Annotated in this window: 15 protein-coding genes and 5 tRNA genes; all 20 read right to left on the reverse strand. The window is 50.3% G+C overall.

What is annotated here, in order from left to right:
• Positions 1-8: 8 nt before the first annotated feature.
• On the reverse strand, positions 9-2,129 hold the full coding sequence (gene fusA / locus C4F51_RS15650; RefSeq protein WP_193911384.1) for an elongation factor G: 2,121 nt from the start codon (positions 2,127-2,129) through the stop codon (positions 9-11).
• A gap of 76 nt (positions 2,130-2,205) precedes the next feature.
• Positions 2,206-2,676: a 30S ribosomal protein S7 gene (gene rpsG, locus C4F51_RS15655; RefSeq protein ID WP_193911386.1), complete on the reverse strand. Its 471-nt coding sequence runs from the start codon at positions 2,674-2,676 to the stop codon at positions 2,206-2,208.
• A gap of 113 nt (positions 2,677-2,789) precedes the next feature.
• Complete coding sequence (gene rpsL, locus C4F51_RS15660; protein ID WP_193911388.1) at positions 2,790-3,161, reverse strand: 30S ribosomal protein S12; 372 nt, start codon at positions 3,159-3,161, stop codon at positions 2,790-2,792.
• 226 nt (positions 3,162-3,387) lie between these two features.
• Positions 3,388-7,617, reverse strand: coding sequence for a DNA-directed RNA polymerase subunit beta' (rpoC, locus tag C4F51_RS15665; RefSeq protein ID WP_193911390.1), 4,230 nt, complete (start codon positions 7,615-7,617; stop codon positions 3,388-3,390).
• Positions 7,618-7,715: 98 nt separating this feature from the next.
• Positions 7,716-11,801 (reverse strand): DNA-directed RNA polymerase subunit beta, encoded by a 4,086-nt coding sequence (gene rpoB / locus C4F51_RS15670; protein WP_193911392.1) that lies wholly within the window; start codon positions 11,799-11,801, stop codon positions 7,716-7,718.
• Between the two features lie 252 nt (positions 11,802-12,053).
• Positions 12,054-12,422, reverse strand: coding sequence for a 50S ribosomal protein L7/L12 (gene rplL, locus C4F51_RS15675; protein WP_193911394.1), 369 nt, complete (start codon positions 12,420-12,422; stop codon positions 12,054-12,056).
• A 64-nt stretch (positions 12,423-12,486) separates the two neighbouring features.
• Positions 12,487-12,981, reverse strand: coding sequence for a 50S ribosomal protein L10 (rplJ, locus tag C4F51_RS15680; protein ID WP_193911396.1), 495 nt, complete (start codon positions 12,979-12,981; stop codon positions 12,487-12,489).
• A gap of 235 nt (positions 12,982-13,216) precedes the next feature.
• Positions 13,217-13,912 carry a 50S ribosomal protein L1 gene (rplA, locus tag C4F51_RS15685; RefSeq protein ID WP_193911398.1) on the reverse strand — a complete coding sequence of 232 codons (696 nt, stop codon included), beginning with the start codon at positions 13,910-13,912 and terminating at the stop codon, positions 13,217-13,219.
• Position 13,913: 1 nt separating this feature from the next.
• Positions 13,914-14,345: a 50S ribosomal protein L11 gene (gene rplK / locus C4F51_RS15690; RefSeq protein ID WP_193911400.1), complete on the reverse strand. Its 432-nt coding sequence runs from the start codon at positions 14,343-14,345 to the stop codon at positions 13,914-13,916.
• Between the two features lie 154 nt (positions 14,346-14,499).
• The gene (nusG, locus tag C4F51_RS15695) at positions 14,500-15,033 is read right to left on the reverse strand and encodes a transcription termination/antitermination protein NusG (protein ID WP_193911402.1); all 534 of its coding nucleotides are present in this window, start codon (positions 15,031-15,033) and stop codon (positions 14,500-14,502) included.
• Between the two features lie 5 nt (positions 15,034-15,038).
• On the reverse strand, positions 15,039-15,407 hold the full coding sequence (gene secE, locus C4F51_RS15700; protein ID WP_193911404.1) for a preprotein translocase subunit SecE: 369 nt from the start codon (positions 15,405-15,407) through the stop codon (positions 15,039-15,041).
• Between the two features lie 27 nt (positions 15,408-15,434).
• A tRNA-Trp gene (locus tag C4F51_RS15705) sits at positions 15,435-15,510 on the reverse strand.
• A 49-nt stretch (positions 15,511-15,559) separates the two neighbouring features.
• On the reverse strand, positions 15,560-16,783 hold the full coding sequence (gene tuf / locus C4F51_RS15710; RefSeq protein WP_193911406.1) for an elongation factor Tu: 1,224 nt from the start codon (positions 16,781-16,783) through the stop codon (positions 15,560-15,562).
• Positions 16,784-16,868: 85 nt separating this feature from the next.
• Positions 16,869-16,944 (reverse strand) — tRNA-Thr (locus tag C4F51_RS15715).
• A 16-nt stretch (positions 16,945-16,960) separates the two neighbouring features.
• Positions 16,961-17,034: transfer RNA gene (locus C4F51_RS15720), tRNA-Gly, on the reverse strand.
• A gap of 78 nt (positions 17,035-17,112) precedes the next feature.
• Positions 17,113-17,196, reverse strand: a tRNA-Tyr gene (locus tag C4F51_RS15725).
• 93 nt (positions 17,197-17,289) lie between these two features.
• Positions 17,290-17,365, reverse strand: a tRNA-Thr gene (locus tag C4F51_RS15730).
• A 47-nt stretch (positions 17,366-17,412) separates the two neighbouring features.
• Complete coding sequence (locus tag C4F51_RS15735) at positions 17,413-18,060, reverse strand: hypothetical protein (protein ID WP_193911408.1); 648 nt, start codon at positions 18,058-18,060, stop codon at positions 17,413-17,415.
• Positions 18,061-18,062: 2 nt separating this feature from the next.
• On the reverse strand, positions 18,063-18,842 hold the full coding sequence (locus C4F51_RS15740; RefSeq protein ID WP_193911410.1) for a type III pantothenate kinase: 780 nt from the start codon (positions 18,840-18,842) through the stop codon (positions 18,063-18,065).
• A complete protein-coding gene (birA, locus tag C4F51_RS15745) occupies positions 18,832-19,848 on the reverse strand; it encodes a bifunctional biotin--[acetyl-CoA-carboxylase] ligase/biotin operon repressor BirA (RefSeq protein WP_193911412.1) in 1,017 nt (338 codons plus the stop codon). The genes C4F51_RS15740 and birA overlap by 11 nt, the downstream gene beginning before the upstream one ends.
• Positions 19,849-19,884 lie beyond the last annotated feature (36 nt).

Genomic DNA, 19,884 nt, shown 5'->3' on the forward strand with positions numbered 1-19,884 from the left:
ACGAATAATTAATCTTCGTCTTTTTTAACTTTGCTTTTGGCAATAACTTCTTCAGCTACGTTGCGCGGCGCTTCAAAATACTTCAGGAATTCCATGGTGAAGGTCGCACGACCCTGAGTTTGTGAACGCAGAGAAGTGGCATAACCGAACATTTCAGCCAGCGGAACTTCAGCGTTAACAATACGACCACTCGGGCTGTCATCCATACCCAGGATCATACCGCGACGACGGTTCAAGTCGCCCACTACGTCACCCATGTTTTCTTCCGGAGTAACCACTTCAACCTTCATGATCGGCTCAAGCAGTACTGCACCACCGTGCTGAACCAATTTTTTGGTTGCCATGGAAGCAGCGATCTTAAACGCCATTTCCGAGGAGTCAACGTCATGGTAAGAACCGTCAAACACAGTCGCCTTCAAACCAAGCAACGGATAACCGGCAACAACACCGTTTTGCATCTGCTCGGCAATACCCTTCTGAATGGCAGGGATGTATTCTTTCGGAACCGTACCACCAACAACTTCGTTGACGAACTCCAGACCTTCAGCATTCTGATCTTCAGCTGGCTCGAAGCGAATCCAGCAGTGACCAAACTGACCACGACCACCGGACTGACGAACGAATTTGCCTTCGATTTCACACTTGTTGCGAATCGCTTCACGGTAAGCAACCTGCGGCTTGCCGATGTTTGCCTCAACGTTGAATTCGCGACGCATACGGTCAACGATGATGTCGAGGTGCAACTCACCCATACCACCAATGATGGTCTGGCCGGTTTCTTCATCAGTGCGAACACGGAATGATGGATCTTCCTGAGCCAATTTGCCCAGTGCGATACCCATTTTTTCCTGATCAACCTTGGTTTTCGGCTCAACAGCAACGTGGATTACCGGCTCCGGGAACTCCATACGCTCAAGCGTAATGATGCTGTCCAGAGAACACAGCGTGTCACCCGTGGTTACGTCTTTAAAGCCGATACCGGCAGCGATATCGCCACACAGTACTTCTTTAATTTCCTGGCGCTGGTTAGCGTGCATCTGCACCATACGACCAACGCGCTCTTTCTTGCCTTTCACCGAGTTGTATACGGTATCACCAGAACTCAATACGCCAGAGTAAACGCGGAAGAAGGTCAGTGTACCCACGAACGGGTCGGTAGCAATTTTAAATGCCAGAGCAGAGAAGGGCTCGCTGTCGCTTGCTTCACGAGTAGCAACGGTTTCGCCATCTTCCAGAACACCCTCGATCGCCTTAACTTCAGTCGGCGCCGGCAGGTAGTCAATAACGGCGTCAAGCATTGCCTGAACACCTTTGTTCTTGAACGCAGAACCACCGAGAACCGGAATGATTTCATTCGCGAGAGTACGCGCACGAATACCACCCTTGATTTCTTCTTCAGTCAGCTCGCCACCTTCAAGATACTTATTCATAAGCTCATCAGAAGATTCAGCTGCCGCTTCAACCAGCTGCTCGCGCATAGCGGCGCAAGTCTCTGCCAGATCAGCAGGAATATCTTCATAGGTGAAGGTCATGCCCTGATCAGCTTCATTCCAGATGATCGCACGCATTTTGACCAGATCGACCACACCGAAGAACTGATCTTCAGAGCCGATGGTCATTTGCAGAGGAACCGGATTGGCACCCAGACGGGTTTTCAGCTGCTCAACAACACGCATGTAGTTGGCACCGGTACGGTCCATCTTGTTTACGAATACCATACGTGGCACTTCGTATTTGTTCGCCTGACGCCATACGGTTTCAGTTTGCGGCTGAACACCTGAGGAACCACACAACACAACTACCGCACCATCCAGTACGCGCAATGAACGCTCTACTTCAATGGTGAAATCCACGTGTCCGGGAGTATCAATTACGTTAATACGGTGTTCGTCGAACTGGGCAGCCATACCTTTCCAGAAGGTAGTTACGGCAGCAGAGGTAATGGTAATACCACGCTCCTGCTCCTGCACCATCCAGTCAGTAGTAGCAGCGCCATCATGCACTTCACCCAATTTATGCGACAAACCGGTGTAGAACAGAATGCGCTCGGTAGTCGTTGTCTTACCAGCATCAACGTGCGCACAGATACCGATATTGCGGTAGCGTGCGATAGGAGTTTTACGTGCCACGGTGTAGTCCCCGATTTACGAATTCTTTAAAAAGGTAAAAGGCAGCCATGAGCTGCCTTTTCGACCCAACACTTTATCAGAAGCGGTAGTGCGAGAACGCCTTGTTGGCCTCAGCCATACGGTGAACGTCTTCACGCTTCTTAACGGCAGCACCTTTGCCCTGGGCCGCATCCATCAACTCACCAGCCAGACGCTGAGGCATGGATTTCTCACCGCGCTTACGGGAGTAATCTACCAACCAACGCATTGCCAGAGCTGTACGACGTGACGCACGAACTTCTACCGGTACCTGGTAAGTAGCACCACCAACACGGCGGGACTTAACTTCTACCAACGGAGCAATGTTTTCCAGTGCTTCGTTAAAAACCTCCAGAGGATCTCTGTTGGTTTTGGTTTTTACAGTATCCAATGCGCCGTAAATAATACGCTCTGCAATAGATTTCTTACCACTGATCATCACGTGGTTCATAAACTTCGCCAGAGTAACATTGCCGAATTTTGGATCCGGCAACACTTCGCGCTTGGCGACAACTCTTCTTCTTGGCATCTTAATAGCCTCTCTTCAGGAATCATCCAGGACGAACAAACGCCTGGCCTTACTCGGTTCTTACCGAAAACGTGTTGCATCCAGTCAATCAGACGAGCCGAAGCCCATGATGATTACTTGGGACGCTTGGCACCGTACTTGGAACGCGCCTGCTTACGCTTGGCAACACCGGAAGTATCCAGTGAACCACGCACTGTGTGATAACGCACACCTGGCAAGTCTTTAACACGACCGCCACGGATCAGCACCACACTGTGCTCCTGCAAGTTATGCCCTTCACCACCGATATAAGAAGACACTTCAAAACCATTGGTCAAACGCACACGACATACTTTACGCAGCGCTGAGTTAGGCTTCTTAGGTGTAGTGGTATAAACACGGGTACAAACGCCACGCTTTTGCGGGTTGCCTTGCAGAGCAGGAACATCGCTCTTTTCTACCACACGTTTTCTCGGCTTACGAACCAACTGGTTGATCGTTGCCATGAAAATAAACTCCACAGATAAAAACGCCTTATAAATAAGGCAGGATTAATGAGAATGGATACCCATTCCCCACTCGGAAAAAGCGGGTTGCGCATTGTAAAGATGCAACCCGCTCACGTCAAGACGGGACAATTCGGTTGTCAATACAAAATTCGTTAAAATCATCTACCGACGCAAACACCCCATCCAACTCCCGCCACAGGGGCGGGAGCAGATTCAGGCCAGATTAACTGGCGCTGGATTTCAATGCTTCGGTCAATGCTGCTTCGACATCTTCAGCGCTAACACCCACATCTGCCGACAACTGCTGCGACGCTTCGCGGCGACGCTTGCGGTCTGCATGATAGGCCAGACCGGTACCGGCAGGGATCAAACGACCCACAACCACGTTTTCTTTCAAGCCGCGCAAACTGTCTTTCTTGCCAGTCACCGCTGCTTCGGTCAATACGCGGGTAGTTTCCTGGAACGAGGCGGCCGAAATGAAGGATTCGGTAGCCAAAGATGCCTTGGTAATACCCAGCAATTGACGCTCGTACTGTGCCGGTTGTTTGGCTTCAGCACGCAGACGTTCGTTTTCTTCCAGCACATGATTGTATTCAACCTGCTCGCCTTTAACGAAGCTGGAGTCACCCATGGTGGTAATTTCAACTTTACGCAACATCTGACGAACAATAGTCTCGATGTGCTTATCGTTAATTTTTACACCCTGCAAGCGGTAAACGTCCTGAATTTCGTTGGTGATGTAACGCGCCAGCGCCTCAACACCTTGCAAGCGCAGGATATCGTGCGGATTGCTTGGGCCGTCAGAAACAACCTCGCCCTTCTCTACCATCTCACCTTCGAACACCGTCAGCTGACGATGCTTGGGGATAAGCACTTCGTAGTAGGTAGAACCGTCTGGCAATGCCTGGCCATCGGTCGGGGTAATAATCAAGCGACGCTTGCCCTTGGTTTCCTTACCGAAGCTGACGGTACCGGAAATTTCCGCCAGGATAGACGGCTCTTTCGGGCGACGCGCTTCGAACAGGTCGGCAACGCGCGGCAGACCACCGGTGATGTCACGAGTCTTGGAACCTTCCTGCGGAATACGCGCAATAATGTCACCAACGTTGATATTGTCGCTGTTGTTGATGCTCAGAATTGCTTTGGACGGCAGCATATAGTGCGCCGGCACATTGGTATTGGCGAGGAACAGCTCTTTACCTTTGGCATCGACCAGCGTAACCGCCGGACGAAGGTCTTTACCGGCAGATGGACGCTCGGCCGGATCCAGCACTTCAATAGAACTCAAACCGGTCAGCTCGTCAGTTTGACGACGAATGGACAGACCGTCTTCCATGCCGGAGAAGGACACAGTACCCGCCACTTCCGATACGATCGGGTGGGTGTGCGGATCCCATTTCGCAATAATCTGGCCGCCTTTTACGGATTCGCCATCTTTAACAGTGATCAATGCACCGTAAGGAATCTTGTAACGCTCACGCTCACGACCGCTGGCATCCGCTACTGCCAACTCACCGGAACGGGATACCGCTACCAGGTTGCCTGCAGGGTTGGATACCACTTTTACGTTCAACAGACGAACCGAACCGTCCTGTTTAACCTGCACGCTATCTGCAGCAGACGCTCGCGATGCCGCACCACCGATGTGGAAGGTACGCATGGTCAGCTGGGTACCCGGCTCACCGATTGACTGAGCAGCGATAACACCAACCGCTTCACCGGCGTTAACACGGTGACCACGCGCCAGATCACGGCCATAACACATGGAGCAAATACCGTTACGGGATTCACAGCTGATTGGCGAGCGAACACAAACCTCGTCAATACCCATGGCCTCAACGCGCTCAACCCAGGCTTCATCAATCATGGTGCCAGCGGCAAGCAGAATTTCGTCGGTGCCCGGACGTACCACATCACGCGCAACAACACGACCCAGAATACGGTCACCCAGCGATTCGATAACGTCACCGCCTTCAATAACCGGTGCCATGGTCAAACCTTCGTCGGTACCACAATCGGTCATGGTAACAACCAGATCCTGGGCAACGTCTACCAGACGGCGGGTCAGGTAACCGGAGTTCGCGGTTTTCAACGCGGTATCCGCCAAACCTTTACGCGCACCGTGCGTAGAAATAAAGTACTGAAGAACGTTCAGGCCTTCACGGAAGTTCGCCTTGATCGGCGTTTCAATAATAGAACCGTCCGGACGTGCCATCAGACCACGCATACCGGCCAGCTGACGAATCTGGGCTGGCGAGCCCCGCGCGCCCGAGTCGGCGTACATAAATACCGAGTTGAAAGAAGCTTGCTGCTCTTCTTCACCATCGCGGTTGATCACGGTTTCTTTACTGATACCTTCCATCATCGACTTGGCAACCAGGTCGTTGGCACGGGACCAGATATCGATCACTTTGTTGTACTTCTCGCCCTGGGTTACCAGACCTGAAGCATATTGTGATTCGATCTCTTTTACTTCTGCATCGGCACGGCCAATGATGTCGGCTTTGGCAGCAGGAATAGTAAAGTCGTTTACACCAATGGATGAGCCTGACTTGGTGGAGAAGTCATAACCCATGTACATCAGGCGGTCAGCAAAAATAACAGTCGCCTTCAAACCCACTACGCGGTAGCAATAGTTGATAACACCGGAAATGGCTTTTTTAACCATTGGGCGGTTAATCATTTCCAGCGGAATACCGGCCGGTACAATTTCCCACAGCAGCACGCGGCCAACGGTGGTATCGACCATTTTGGTTTCAGTGTGCTTCTCGCCTTCTGCGTCAATCAGGGTTTCTGTGAGACGCACTCTAATACGTGCTTGCAGATCAACCTGCTTGGAGTAATAAGCGCGTGATACCTCGGCGGTATCAGCAAACACCATGCCTTCACCCAGCGCATTAACGCGCTCACGGCTCATCCAGTACAGACCCAGTACCACGTCCTGAGACGGAACAATGATCGGCTCACCGGAAGCAGGCGAAAGAATGTTGTTGGTAGACATCATCAACGCACGCGCTTCCAACTGGGCTTCCAGTGTCAACGGAACGTGAACAGCCATCTGGTCACCGTCGAAGTCGGCGTTATAGGCCGCACAAACCAACGGGTGCAACTGAATGGCTTTACCTTCAATCAGTACCGGTTCAAACGCCTGAATACCGAGACGGTGCAGTGTTGGCGCACGGTTCAGCAATACCGGGTGCTCGCGAATAACTTCGTCCAGGATATCCCAAACAACCGCTTCTTCACGCTCTACCATTTTCTTGGCAGCTTTAATCGTCGTGGCCAGGCCACGCAGTTCCAGCTTGCTGAAAATAAACGGCTTGAACAATTCCAGAGCCATTTTCTTCGGCAGACCGCACTGATGCAGGCGCAGGGTTGGACCTACCACGATCACCGAACGACCGGAGTAATCCACACGCTTGCCGAGCAGGTTCTGACGGAAACGACCTTGCTTACCTTTGATCATGTCAGCCAAAGATTTCAGTGGACGCTTGTTGGAACCGGTGATCGCACGACCGCGACGGCCGTTATCCAGCAGCGCATCAACAGATTCCTGCAGCATACGCTTTTCGTTGCGCACGATAATATCCGGCGCATTCAAGTCCAGCAGACGCTTCAAACGGTTGTTACGGTTGATCACGCGACGGTACAAATCGTTCAGGTCGGAGGTCGCAAAACGGCCACCGTCCAACGGCACCAGCGGACGCAAATCCGGCGGCAATACCGGCAGTACTTCCATTACCATCCACTCCGGCTTGTTGCCGGAAAAGTGGAAAGCTTCCAACAGCTTCAAGCGCTTGGAATACTTTTTGATTTTGGTTTCGCTGGTGGTGTTGGGAATTTCTTCACGCAGACGCTGAACTTCAGATTCCAGATCGATATCACGCATCAGGGTTTGAATGGCTTCCGCACCCATTTTTGCTTCGAACTCGTCACCGAATTCTTCCATAGATTCGAAATACTGTTCGTCGCTCAGCAGCTGACCACGCTCCAGGGACGTCATCCCCGGATCAGTAACTACGTAAGATTCAAAATACAGCACGCGCTCGATATCACGCAGGGTCATATCCAGCAGCAAACCAATACGGCTCGGCAGTGATTTCAGGAACCAGATGTGAGCAACCGGGCTGGCCAGCTCAATGTGGCCCATGCGCTCACGACGCACTTTAGCCAGCGTGACTTCTACGCCGCACTTTTCACAAATAATACCGCGGTGCTTCATGCGCTTGTATTTGCCGCACAAACATTCGTAATCTTTTACCGGGCCGAAAATTTTCGCGCAAAACAAACCTTCACGCTCCGGCTTGAAGGTACGGTAGTTAATGGTTTCCGGCTTTTTAACTTCACCAAATGACCATGAACGAATCATCTCGGGTGAAGCAAGACTAATACGGATAGCGTCGAATTCTTCGACTTGTCCCTGGGACTTGAGTAAATTCAGTAAGTCTTTCAAGGCATTTTCTCCAATGAGCTGCAATGAGTGAGCTTCAGTGAGTGCTGTAAGCACAACAGGGGTTCACCAGGAACCCCTACTGATAGATGACGTAACGATTACTCGTCCTGCTCCAGTTCCATATTGATACCGAGCGAGCGGATTTCCTTAACCAGTACGTTAAAGGATTCCGGCATGCCAGGTTCCATACGGTGATCACCATCAACAATGTTTTTATACATCTTGGTACGGCCGGCAACGTCGTCCGATTTCACCGTCAACATTTCCTGCAGGGTGTAAGCGGCACCGTAAGCTTCCAGTGCCCACACTTCCATCTCCCCGAAACGCTGACCACCGAACTGGGCTTTACCACCCAACGGCTGCTGGGTAACCAGGCTGTAAGAACCGGTGGAACGGGCGTGCATCTTGTCGTCAACCAGGTGGTTCAGTTTCAACATGTACATGTAACCTACGGTTACCGGACGTGTGAATTGATCACCGGTACGGCCGTCAAACAGGATGGTTTGACCGGTATCGGACAAATCAGCCAAGCGCAGCAGCGCTTTGATTTCGTGTTCTTTGGCACCATCGAACACCGGCGTGGCCATTGGCACACCCGCACGAAGGTTGTTGGCAAGATCAACGATTTCAACATCGGAGAAAGTCGACAGCTCTTCTTTCGCAGCAACATCACCGGTGCGGTTGTAAATTTCTTCAAGGAATTCACGAACCTCGGCCACGGCTTTTTGCTGGCGAACCATCTGGTCAATTTTAACGCCCAGACCTTTCGCTGCCATACCCAGGTGCATTTCCAGAACCTGACCCACGTTCATACGTGAAGGTACGCCCAGCGGGTTCAGAACGATATCAACCGGCTCACCATTTTTGTCGTGCGGCATATCTTCGATCGGCATAATGACCGAGATAACACCTTTGTTACCGTGACGTCCCGCCATCTTGTCGCCCGGCTGGATACGACGTTTGATCGCCAGGTAAACCTTGACGATTTTCAATACGCCCGGAGCCAGATCATCACCGGTAGACAATTTACGACGCTTGTCTTCAAAACGCTCATCAAGAATCTTGCGACGCTCTGCCAATTGCTCTTCTGCACGGTCGATCTGCTCATTCAGCACATCTTCGTTCATACGCAGTTTGAACCACTGATCTTTTTCCAGACCATCAAGCAATTCGTCAGTCAGCACATCGCCTTTTTTGACATTTTTGCCAGAGGCAACTTTCTGACCCAGCAGGGCTGCACGCAGACGCTCAAGCGTTGCGGCTTCCATGATGCGGTATTCTTCGTTCAGATCTTTACGCACTTCATCGAGCTGGGATTTTTCAATCTCCAGGCTACGCTGATCTTTTTCAAGACCATCACGCGTGAATACCTGTACGTCGATAACCGTACCTTTGGTGCTGGATGGCACGCGCAGGGAGGTATCTTTAACATCAGAGGCTTTTTCACCGAAGATCGCACGCAGCAGTTTTTCTTCCGGCGTCAGCTGGGTTTCACCTTTCGGCGTTACCTTGCCAACCAGAATATCGCCACCAACCACTTCTGCACCGATATAAACAATACCGGACTCATCCAGTTTGCTCAGGGCGCTTTCACCGACGTTGGGAATATCCGCTGTAATTTCTTCACTACCCAGTTTGGTATCACGAGCAATACAGGTCAGTTCCTGAATGTGGATAGTGGTGAAACGGTCTTCCTGAACCACGCGCTCGGAAACCAGAATCGAGTCTTCGTAGTTGTAACCATTCCAGGGCATAAATGCGATACGCATATTCTGACCCAGTGCCAGCTCACCCATATCTACCGATGGACCATCGGCCAGAATGTCACCACGAGCAACGATATCGCCCATGTTTACAATCGGACGCTGGTTGATACAGGTGTTCTGGTTGGAACGGGTGTATTTGGTCAGGTTATAAATATCAACACCGGCATCACCGGCTTCTACTTCAGCATCGTGTACTTTAATCACAACGCGACCGGCATCTACGCTGTCGATCACACCACCGCGACGGGCAACCACACAAACACCGGAGTCAGCAGCAACGTTGCGCTCCATACCGGTACCAACCAGTGGCTTCTCTGATTTCAGAGTCGGCACCGCCTGACGTTGCATGTTGGAACCCATCAATGCACGGTTGGCGTCATCGTGCTCAAGGAACGGGATGAGTGACGCAGCAACAGATACAACCTGGCGAGCAGATACGTCCATATACTGAACGTCAGCCGGAGCCTTCAGAGTAAATTCGTTAACGTGACGAACCGATACCAGATCTTCAGTCAGCTCACCGGCATCATTTAACGATGCAGAGGCCTGTGCAATCACGTATTCGGATTCGTTAATCGCCGACAGGAATTCAATGTCATTGGTCACCTTGCCGTTTATCACTTTACGGTACGGGCTCTCAAGGAAGCCGTAGCTGTTAGTGCGGGCATAAGTTGCCAAAGAGTTGATCAGACCAATGTTCGGACCTTCCGGTGTTTCAATAGGGCAAACACGACCGTAGTGAGTCGGGTGTACGTCACGGACTTCGAAGCCGGCACGCTCACGGGTCAAACCGCCCGGGCCAAGCGCAGAAACACGACGCTTGTGCGTCACTTCCGACAGCGGGTTGTTCTGATCCATAAACTGTGACAACTGGGAAGAACCGAAGAACTCCTTAACCGCTGCCGCAACCGGCTTGGCATTGATCAGGTCTTGCGGCATGAGGCCTTCGCTTTCTGCCATGGACAGACGCTCTTTAACCGCACGCTCAACACGCACCAGACCAACACGGAACTGGTTTTCAGCCATCTCACCTACGGAACGAACACGACGGTTACCGAGGTGATCGATATCATCCACAATGCCTTTACCGTTACGGATGGAGATCAAGGTCTTCATTACGTCAACGATATCGTCGTTGGACAAGGTACCTTCGCCAGTTTCGATTTCACGACCCAAGCGGCGGTTGAACTTCATGCGGCCAACCGCAGAAAGGTCGTAACGCTCCTGGGAGAAGAACAGATTCTGGAACAGCGCTTCGGCAGATTCCTTGGTTGGTGGCTCACCAGGACGCATCATGCGGTAAATTTCTACCAGCGATTCCAATGCAGTTCTGGTTGGATCTACACGCAAGGTTTCGGAAATAAACGGACCGCAATCCAGTTCGTTGGTGTACAGAGTTTCAATTTTCTCTGCACCACCAGCAACCAGCTTGGCCAGTACATCAGCGGTAATTTCAGTGTTACATTCGAAGAGCACTTCGCCGGTGATGGTGTTAGGAACGTCTTTTGCCAGAGAGCGACCCAGCAGATATTCAGCCGGCACTTCCATCTCATTAACGCCAGCTTTTTCCAGCAAGCGAATGTGACGTGCAGTAATACGACGGCCTTCTTCTACGATTACATTTCCTTTGTCATCTTTGATGTCAAAGGTTGCAACGTCACCGCGCAAACGGGAAGGAACCACTTCAAAGTTGAACTGACCGTTTTTACCGACCGTAAAGGTGCTGGTATCGAAGAACATGGTTAACATTTCTTCGGAACTGAAGCCCAGAGCGCGCAGCAAAATAGTTGCCGGCAATTTACGACGACGGTCAATACGTACGTATAACAGATCCTTCGGATCAAATTCGAAATCCAGCCATGAACCACGGTAAGGAATAATACGCGCGGAGTACAACAGCTTGCCGGATGAGTGGGTTTTACCTTTGTCATGATCAAAGAAAACACCCGGAGAACGGTGTAACTGGGACACAATTACCCGCTCGGTACCATTGATAACAAAAGTACCGTTGTCCGTCATGAGTGGAATTTCACCCATGTAGACTTCTTGTTCTTTAATATCCTTGATCGCCTTATTGGAAGACTCACGATCATAAATAATCAGGCGCACTTTAACGCGCAGTGGCACGGCATAGGTTACGCCGCGCAAAATACATTCGTTTACATCGAATGCCGCTTTTCCGAGGTTGTAACTCACATACTCAAGTGCAGCATTACCGGAATAGCTGACAATTGGAAATACGGAACGGAACGCCGCATGAAGACCAACATCTTCACGCTTACCGGCAGCCAGATCTGCCTGGGTAAACTTCCGGTATGAATCCAGCTGAATCGCCAAGAGATAAGGCACATCCATGACGTGAGGCAATTTGCCAAAATCCTTGCGGATACGTTTTTTCTCAGTATATGAGTAAGCCATCTGTATTCCCCAGCTTGTTCGCGGATCGGGCTTGATCGCAGCCATAAAAACGCAAGAGCGTTTTCTATTTAACTCGGTACCGATAACTGTTTTATTTTAAGCTGCTGTCAGTATCACCAGCAGTACTGCCTTACAACGCCTTGCCCGGCCATTTTAAATCTACATTCACCGGAAACGGAAAAAGGCTGGCAGGCATAAGCCCACCAGCCTCGCGTCCAATTTGCAAATGGACTGGGCAGTGCACGCGTAAAATTATTTCAATTCTACGATAGCGCCAGCTTCTTCCAGTTTTGCTTTGGCTGCATCAGCGTCAGCTTTGGAAACAGCTTCTTTAACAGCTTTAGGAGCGGCTTCAACCAGGTCTTTGGCTTCTTTCAGGCCCAGACCGGTCAGCTCGCGAACTGCTTTAATTACGTTTACTTTCTTGTCGCCTACAGAAGACAGAATTACGTCGAATTCAGTTTGTTCTTCAGCAGCGGCAACCGGGCCAGCAGCCGGGCCAGCAACAGCTGCTGCAGCGCTAACACCGAATTTTTCTTCCATAGCGGTAATCAGTTCAACAACATCTTTAACAGAAAGCTCTGCAATAGCGTTGATGATATCGTCTTTAGTCAGAGACATGTCTCAATTCCTAATCAATGGAGCAATGATGCTCGTTAAAATCAATAAAAGCTGAAATCGAAAATCAGGCTGCTTGTTGTTCTTTCTGATCGCGGATAGCCGCAATAGTACGAACCAGCTTGCCTGCTGCTGCTTCTTTCATCACGCTCATCAGGCGGGCAATCGCTTCGTCGTAAGTCGGCAGAGATGCCAACAGAGAAACGTTTACCAACTCACCTTCAAAAGATGCAGCTTTCAGTTCGAATTTGTCATTTTCCTTGGCGAAATCCTGGAGGATGCGAGCACCGGCACCTGGATGTTCATTGGAAAATGCAATCAGGGTCGGACCAACAAAAGAGTCGACCAGACATTCGTAAGCTGTACCTTCAACCGCGCGACGAGCAAGCGTGTTACGAACGACTTTGATCCAAACGCCATTCTCACGTGCTTGCTTACGCAGAACCGCCATCTTGCCTACTGTTACACCGCGCGAGTCGGCAACAACAGCAGAGAGAGCGCTCTTCGCAGCTTCATGGACTTCAGCGACAATGGCTTTCTTACCATCAAGTCCTAATGCCACGGGATTTCTCCTGCATGGACAGATTTGCATCTGTCGTTAACTTCAAACTCCGTCGAAACAGAGTCATATATTTGGTGATTTCACTCAGAAAATTCTGATTGGGCCTCACCATCTGCGTAGGCAAAATTACGAATAATTTCCTATTAAGCAACCGTTACCGGATGCACCTACGGTCTTTGATAGCCCGCGCCGGCCAAAGCCAACGCAGACCCCAAAGTTCTTTTTACTACCCGGCTTAAACAGCCAGAGTAGATTGATCAATTACAATGCCTGGGCCCATAGTGGTGCTCAGTGCAATCTTCTTCAGGTAGATACCTTTGGAAGTTGATGGCTTGGCTCTTTTCAGGTCATTAACCAGAGCTTCCAGGTTTTCTTTCAGCGCAACGGTGTCAAAAGACAGCTTGCCGATACCACCGTGAATAATACCGCCTTTCTCTGCACGGTAACGAACCTGACCGGCTTTGGCGTTTTTCACTGCGGTAACAACGTCAGGCGTCACAGTACCGGTTTTCGGGTTAGGCATCAGACCACGAGGACCCAGTACCTGACCTAATTGGCCTACAACACGCATTGCGTCCGGGCTTGCAATAACAACGTCAAAGTCGTTTTTGCCAGCTTTGATTTCTGCTGCCAGCTCATCCATACCCACGAACTCTGCACCGGCAGCTTTAGCTGCTTCGGCATTGGCGCCCTGGGTGAATACAGCTACGCGAACGTCTTTACCGTTACCGTGAGGCAGGGTAGTTGCACCGCGAACTGACTGATCGGATTTACGCGGATCAATACCAAGGTTGATGGAAACATCAACAGTTTCTGCAAACTTTACTGAAGAAACTTCTTTCAACAGGGCAATTGCAGACTCAATAGAGTATTGCTTGGTTGAGTCAATTTTTTCGCGAATAGCGCGTTGACGCTTTGATAATTTAGCCATGTTACACACCCTCCACTTCGATACCCATTGAACGGGCAGAACCCGCAATGGTACGAACTGCTGCATCAAGATCCGCTGCGGTCAAATCCGGCAATTTGGTGTTTGCAATTGCTTCCAATTGCTCACGGCCTACTTTGCCTACTTTGTCAGTATTTGGACGACCACTGCCGCTGGTGATACCAGCTGCTTTTTTCAGCAGGAACGATGCTGGTGGGGTTTTCATGATGAAAGTAAAGCTACGATCACTGTACACGCTGATAACAACCGGTACAGGAGCACCAACTTCCAGACCCTGGGTCTGAGCGTTGAACGCTTTACAGAATTCCATAATGTTTACACCGTGCTGACCCAGAGCTGGACCAACTGGTGGACTTGGATTTGCTTTACCAGCTGCAACTTGCAGCTTGATATAGGCTGTGACCTTCTTTGCCATTTTCGTACTCCCCTTTGGGTATTAGCGCCTCCAGTCTGCTTTTGGCAAAGCAAACCTTCTCAGGCTCCCCTCCTGACTGTGGCGAACCACAAAATCAGGACGCGAAAACCCTTCTTTGCGGTAAAGCAAAGAAGGGTGTTAAATAAAGCGGTTATCAGGTCTTTTCGACTTGACTGAATTCCAGTTCAACCGGTGTAGAACGACCGAAAATCAAAACAGCAACACGTAAACGGTTTTTATCGTAGTTGACCTCTTCAACAACGCCATTAAAGTCGTTGAAAGGACCATCTGTTACGCGAACCATTTCACCCGGCTCAAATATGGTTTTTGGCTTCGGCTTCTCAATAGAGTCGTCTACACGCCTCAGAATTGCTTCAGCTTCTTTTTCGGTAATCGGCGCAGGCTGATCACCTTTGCCACCGATGAAACCCATCACTCTTGGCGTATCTTTCACAAGGTGCCAGGTGTCATCGTTAAGTTCCATCTGCACCAGCACATAGCCCGGGAAAAACTTTCTTTCGCTTTTCCGCTTCTGGCCGCCGCGCATTTCTACAACTTCTTCGGTAGGCACAAGAATGTCACCGAAGCTTTCTTCCATCTGGTGCAAAGCGACACGCTCTTTCAAAGAGGTTGCCACCTTTTTTTCGTATCCGGAATAGGCGTGTACCACGTACCAACGCTTAGCCATAGTACCTATCCTATGATCATGGCTGCGATCCATCCGAAGAATGTATCCAGCAACCAGAGAATAATGGACATCACAATCACTACCGCGACAACAATCAGCGTAGTTTGATTGGTTTCCTGACGTGTTGGCCAAACAACCTTTCTCAGCTCAACAATCGAGCCCTGAATCAACTCCCAAAAACTGGCGCCTTTTGCGGTTTTATACGCAACAACACATGCAGCAGCAGTAAGAGCTAATAAAGCAAGAACACGATACAGCAGCGGTTCTGCAGAGAAATAGGAGTTGCCAGCAACGCCAGCGACAACCAGCAAAACCACCAGAAGCCATTTAATGCTATCAAGGCGGTATTCTTTTGCTTCGCTTTTTACGTTCATAAGCACCCTGCAAAACGCTATATTGATTGGCAGGCCAGGAGGGACTCGAACCCCCAACACCCGGTTTTGGAGACCGGTGCTCTACCAATTGAACTACTGGCCTTTAAGCAGAATTGCACAGAGAAAAACTTCTCTGTGCAACTTTTTCAGAGTTACTGAATGATTTTGGCTACAACGCCAGCACCAACAGTACGACCACCTTCACGAATGGCGAAGCGCAGACCTTCTTCCATCGCGATCGGGTGAATCAGGGTAACAGACATTTGAATGTTGTCGCCCGGCATAACCATTTCAACACCTTCCGGCAACTCTACCGCACCAGTTACGTCGGTAGTACGGAAGTAGAACTGAGGACGGTAACCTTTGAAGAATGGAGTGTGACGACCACCTTCATCTTTACCCAGCACGTAAACTTCAGCTTCGAACTTGGTGTGCGGAGTTACTGAACCCGGCTTGCACAAAACCTGACCACGCTGAACGTCGTCACGCTTGGTACCACGCAGCAGAACACCAACGTTCTCACCGGCACGGCCTTCGTCCAGCAGCTTGCGGAACATTTCAACACCGGTACAAGTAGATTTCTGAGTATCGCTGATACCAACGATCTGAATCTCTTCACCAACCTTGATAATGCCACGCTCAACACGACCGGTTACTACAGTACCACGACCGGAGATAGAGAATACGTCTTCTACCGGCATCAGGAACGGCAGGTCGATTGCACGAACCGGCTCAGGAATGTAGCTGTCCAGAGTTTCTACCAGAGTCTTAACAGCGGTAGTACCCAGACCGTTTTCATCTTCACCGTTCAACGCCATCAGCGCAGAACCCGGGATGATCGGAGTGTCGTCAGCCGGGAAGTCATAAGTAGACAGCAGCTCACGCAGCTCCATCTCTACCAGTTCCAGCATCTCATTGTATTCGTCAGTGCCTACGCCGCCACAGTCAGCAGCCAGCAGGTCAGCTTTGTTCAGGAATACAACGATGTAAGGTACACCTACCTGACGGGACAGCAGGATGTGCTCACGGGTTTGCGGCATAGGACCATCGGTCGCGCCACATACCAGGATAGCACCATCCATCTGCGCAGCACCGGTGATCATGTTTTTCACATAGTCGGCGTGGCCCGGGCAATCTACGTGCGCGTAGTGACGAGACGGTGAATCATATTCAACGTGAGAGGTGTTGATGGTAATACCACGCTCACGCTCTTCCGGTGCATTGTCGATACCGTCGAATGCTACTGCTTTACCGCCCCAGATTTCTGCACAAACGCGAGTCAGCGCTGCAGTCAGAGTGGTTTTACCATGGTCAACGTGACCAATGGTGCCCACGTTGACGTGGGGCTTGTTACGTTCAAACTTTTCCTTCGCCATTGCGAGCGCCTCCTCGGACCATTAAAAAAAATTACTGAAGCCGTATATAAAAATAGCCGCGAGAGAAAACCTCCCACAGCATACATGGAGCTCATGAGCAGATTCGAACTGCTGACCTCACCCTTACCAAGGGTGTGCTCTACCAACTGAGCTACATGAGCAAAACCTTTAAAAACCTGGAGCGGGTAGCGGGAATCGAACCCGCGTCATCAGCTTGGAAGGCTGAGGTTCTACCATTAAACTATACCCGCCTTACCTGAAAAAACGCTCAATGACGAACTCAGGTTGCTGCCGACTCAAACTCATCAACAGCTGCCTTTCGGCTAATGTGGTGCAGGGGGGTGGATTCGAACCACCGAAGCTCACGCGTCAGATTTACAGTCTGATCCCTTTGGCCGCTCGGGAACCCCTGCGAAAACAGGCGGCATTCTGTGCCTTGCCTTCGCTCATGTCAACTTATTTTTTTCAATAAATTCACTGAGTTACACAATATTCTTTCCGTTAAATGGAGCTGGCGAGAGGAATTGAACCCCCGACCGGCTGATTACAAGTCAGCTGCTCTACCTACTGAGCTACGCCAGCCTTTTAACTACCAGAGCTATCGTGGAGGCGAAATTCTAGAGAAACTTTTACAGGGAAGCAACACTTAAACAGAAAAAATGTTGTTTTTCTGAGGACGGAAATGCATTTAACAGTTGAAGCCACTGTTTTTTGTTCAATTTGTTCGATTCCTGAACGGGCATCACCACCCAGTGATCTCCGCCCGTGATTTTATGGCGAACAATTGATGCCGAATATTCAGATTGTGGCAGCGTTTCTATCGCAGCCAGCGCATCGGCCTCCTGCTCAAACACCCCCAGCGACAAGTTATCGCTATCCGCCAGGATATAGGCATTTACCCCCTGCTGCTGCAGTTCCCGAATTGCTGATGCAGTGTCGCCGGCATTGGTTACCCCTTTTTTGGCCACATCAACCCGGTATCCCAGGGATTCCGGACTCACCATTTTTTTGATTCCCGCCGCGACACCCAGCGCTGATATATCCTCGTGAAAATATTCAGCCTGCAATAACTGACGAAAAGGCCCTACACGAACACACATGGGTTCAAGGTTAGTGCCGACATTTGCGGCAAGCTCTTCTTCATTTAACAAGCGGATGGTCTGACCGGAGTTGGAATTATCGGCCAACTCGTTCGCCACGACCGGTGCCGATGACAACCAATGTGCTGAAAATAAAATAACGTTGAGCAATACCAGCCCGAGCAGCAACTTACGCATAGTTATCTCTCCTTGCAATCCTCTACCTGATCGGAAGTTTCAAAAAACAGTGCCAAACCATCCAATACCAGCTCGGGCTTTAGCAATGCATCGGGGCGAATTCTTTGCACCTGTATAGCGTCGCCACCGGTGGCCATCAGTAACAGCTGCGAACCATTGGACTTTGCCAGCAACGCCCTTTCAGCCTCGACAATTAATCCGGATAACATCGCGAGACGAGCATTTCCGATGGCTGCTGATGTATTAAGCCCTGGTGCCGACGAATGGCTATAGGCAGTTTGCACGGGAGGTATCAGGGTAGTATTGAAGAGAGCCTGATGCAGAGCGCCAAACCCGGGAGCAATATAACCACCGCAATGATTTCCCTCTGCATCAATAGCATCTACGGTAATGGCTGTGCCGCAATCCACAACGATGCAAGCTCCATGATTTTCATGAACGGCAGCAATCATTGCCAGCCAACGATCTACCCCCAGCTTTTCAGGGTGATCATAGCCATTTTTCAAGTGATTCCATGAAGCAGTGCTTTTCGCAAAACAGACAACGATTGCCATTTTTTCTTTAAAAAAAAGACTCAGCTGTGCATTCCTTTCTGCATCCAATACGCTGGATATTAAAATTTTTTCTATTTTGTATTCGGCAAGATTTGCTTTGAAATAAAAATCCTGCAGTCCGGCAGCAACACCAACTTTAATATCAAGAACACCGCGTTGATGTATTACGCCGGCTGTACGCAAGCGCCATTTGCCCCGCGTATTACCCATATCAATATCAAGTATCACCGGAGACACCTCTCAGCGAAACTTCACCACCATAAAATACTTTTTCCTGACCATCACAATCCAATACCAGCGCCCCGGCATCGGTTACACCTGACATTTTTCCGGAGAAGGTTTCGTTGGACGTAGTGAGTATTACGGGTTGATTGGAGAATGCATTTAATGCTTGCCAATCGTTTTTATAAGCCACAAAACGTTTGCCGGCATAGCTTTCCAATACAGAGAAAAGCTGCTCGATCAGCAGAGCCGCCAACAAATTTCTTCCAGGATTATTTTTTGAATTCTCTCGGGCGATGCTGTGCAGATCAACCCACTGCTGGGAAATGTCTTTGGCATCATGCTCGGACATTTCAACGTTTATACCAATGCCGACCACCACGTAACATCGACCGGAGGCGTCACCACTCATCTCCAATAGCACGCCAGCCAATTTCTTTCCTTGCCACAATACATCGTTGGGCCATTTCAGCTGAACGCCTGGAATACCAGCAGCAGAGAATGCTTTTACAATGGCCACACCGACCGCAAGACTGAGCCCTTCAAGCACGGCGGCGCCGCCCTCGTATTCCCAGCCGGCCGATAAATAAATATTTTTACCGAAGGGGCTGATCCATTGCCGCCCCCGCCGCCCTCGCCCGGCAGTTTGCTGCTCGGCAAGGCACACATATCCGGAACCAGCCTGGCGCGCCTGTGATAAGACCTGGTCGTTGGTTGATGAAGCGCTGGCAAGAACCTCAAGCCGCGTTAGCAATGCCCTGCTGTGTGCCGGCAAATGGTGTTGTATTGTCGCCGCGTCAAGCAGCTCCAAACCACCGACGATGCGATAGCCTTTTCCTTTAACCGTTTCCAGGGCGATACCTGCCGCTTCAAGTTTTTGCAAATGTTTCCATACCGCAGTTCGACTGACGCCCAGCTTGTTGGCAATCTCCTGCCCGGAATGGAGTTCGCCATCAGCCAATGTCGTCAACATCACGCTCTGATACTCGTCAAATTGTGTTCCATTCGCCATGAGCTTTATCCACTGTCAAACAATCGGGCTACAGAA

The sequence above is a fragment of the Cellvibrio polysaccharolyticus genome (assembly GCF_015182315.1).
Taxonomy (GTDB): domain Bacteria; phylum Pseudomonadota; class Gammaproteobacteria; order Pseudomonadales; family Cellvibrionaceae; genus Cellvibrio; species Cellvibrio polysaccharolyticus.

What these genes read in the sequence shown, in the direction of transcription:
- C4F51_RS15735 (WP_193911408.1), bottom strand. Translation starts at nt 18,060, where the DNA reads ATGCGTAAGTTGCTGCTCGGGCTGGTATTGCTCAACGTTATTTTATTT.
- birA (WP_193911412.1), bottom strand. Translation starts at nt 19,848, where the DNA reads ATGGCGAATGGAACACAATTTGACGAGTATCAGAGCGTGATGTTGACG.
- rpsL (WP_193911388.1), bottom strand. Translation starts at nt 3,161, where the DNA reads ATGGCAACGATCAACCAGTTGGTTCGTAAGCCGAGAAAACGTGTGGTA.
- nusG (WP_193911402.1), bottom strand. Translation starts at nt 15,033, where the DNA reads ATGGCTAAGCGTTGGTACGTGGTACACGCCTATTCCGGATACGAAAAA.
- rplA (WP_193911398.1), bottom strand. Translation starts at nt 13,912, where the DNA reads ATGGCTAAATTATCAAAGCGTCAACGCGCTATTCGCGAAAAAATTGAC.
- rpsG (WP_193911386.1), bottom strand. Translation starts at nt 2,676, where the DNA reads ATGCCAAGAAGAAGAGTTGTCGCCAAGCGCGAAGTGTTGCCGGATCCA.
- rplK (WP_193911400.1), bottom strand. Translation starts at nt 14,345, where the DNA reads ATGGCAAAGAAGGTCACAGCCTATATCAAGCTGCAAGTTGCAGCTGGT.
- tuf (WP_193911406.1), bottom strand. Translation starts at nt 16,783, where the DNA reads ATGGCGAAGGAAAAGTTTGAACGTAACAAGCCCCACGTCAACGTGGGC.
- secE (WP_193911404.1), bottom strand. Translation starts at nt 15,407, where the DNA reads ATGAACGTAAAAAGCGAAGCAAAAGAATACCGCCTTGATAGCATTAAA.
- rpoB (WP_193911392.1), bottom strand. Translation starts at nt 11,801, where the DNA reads ATGGCTTACTCATATACTGAGAAAAAACGTATCCGCAAGGATTTTGGC.
- rplL (WP_193911394.1), bottom strand. Translation starts at nt 12,422, where the DNA reads ATGTCTCTGACTAAAGACGATATCATCAACGCTATTGCAGAGCTTTCT.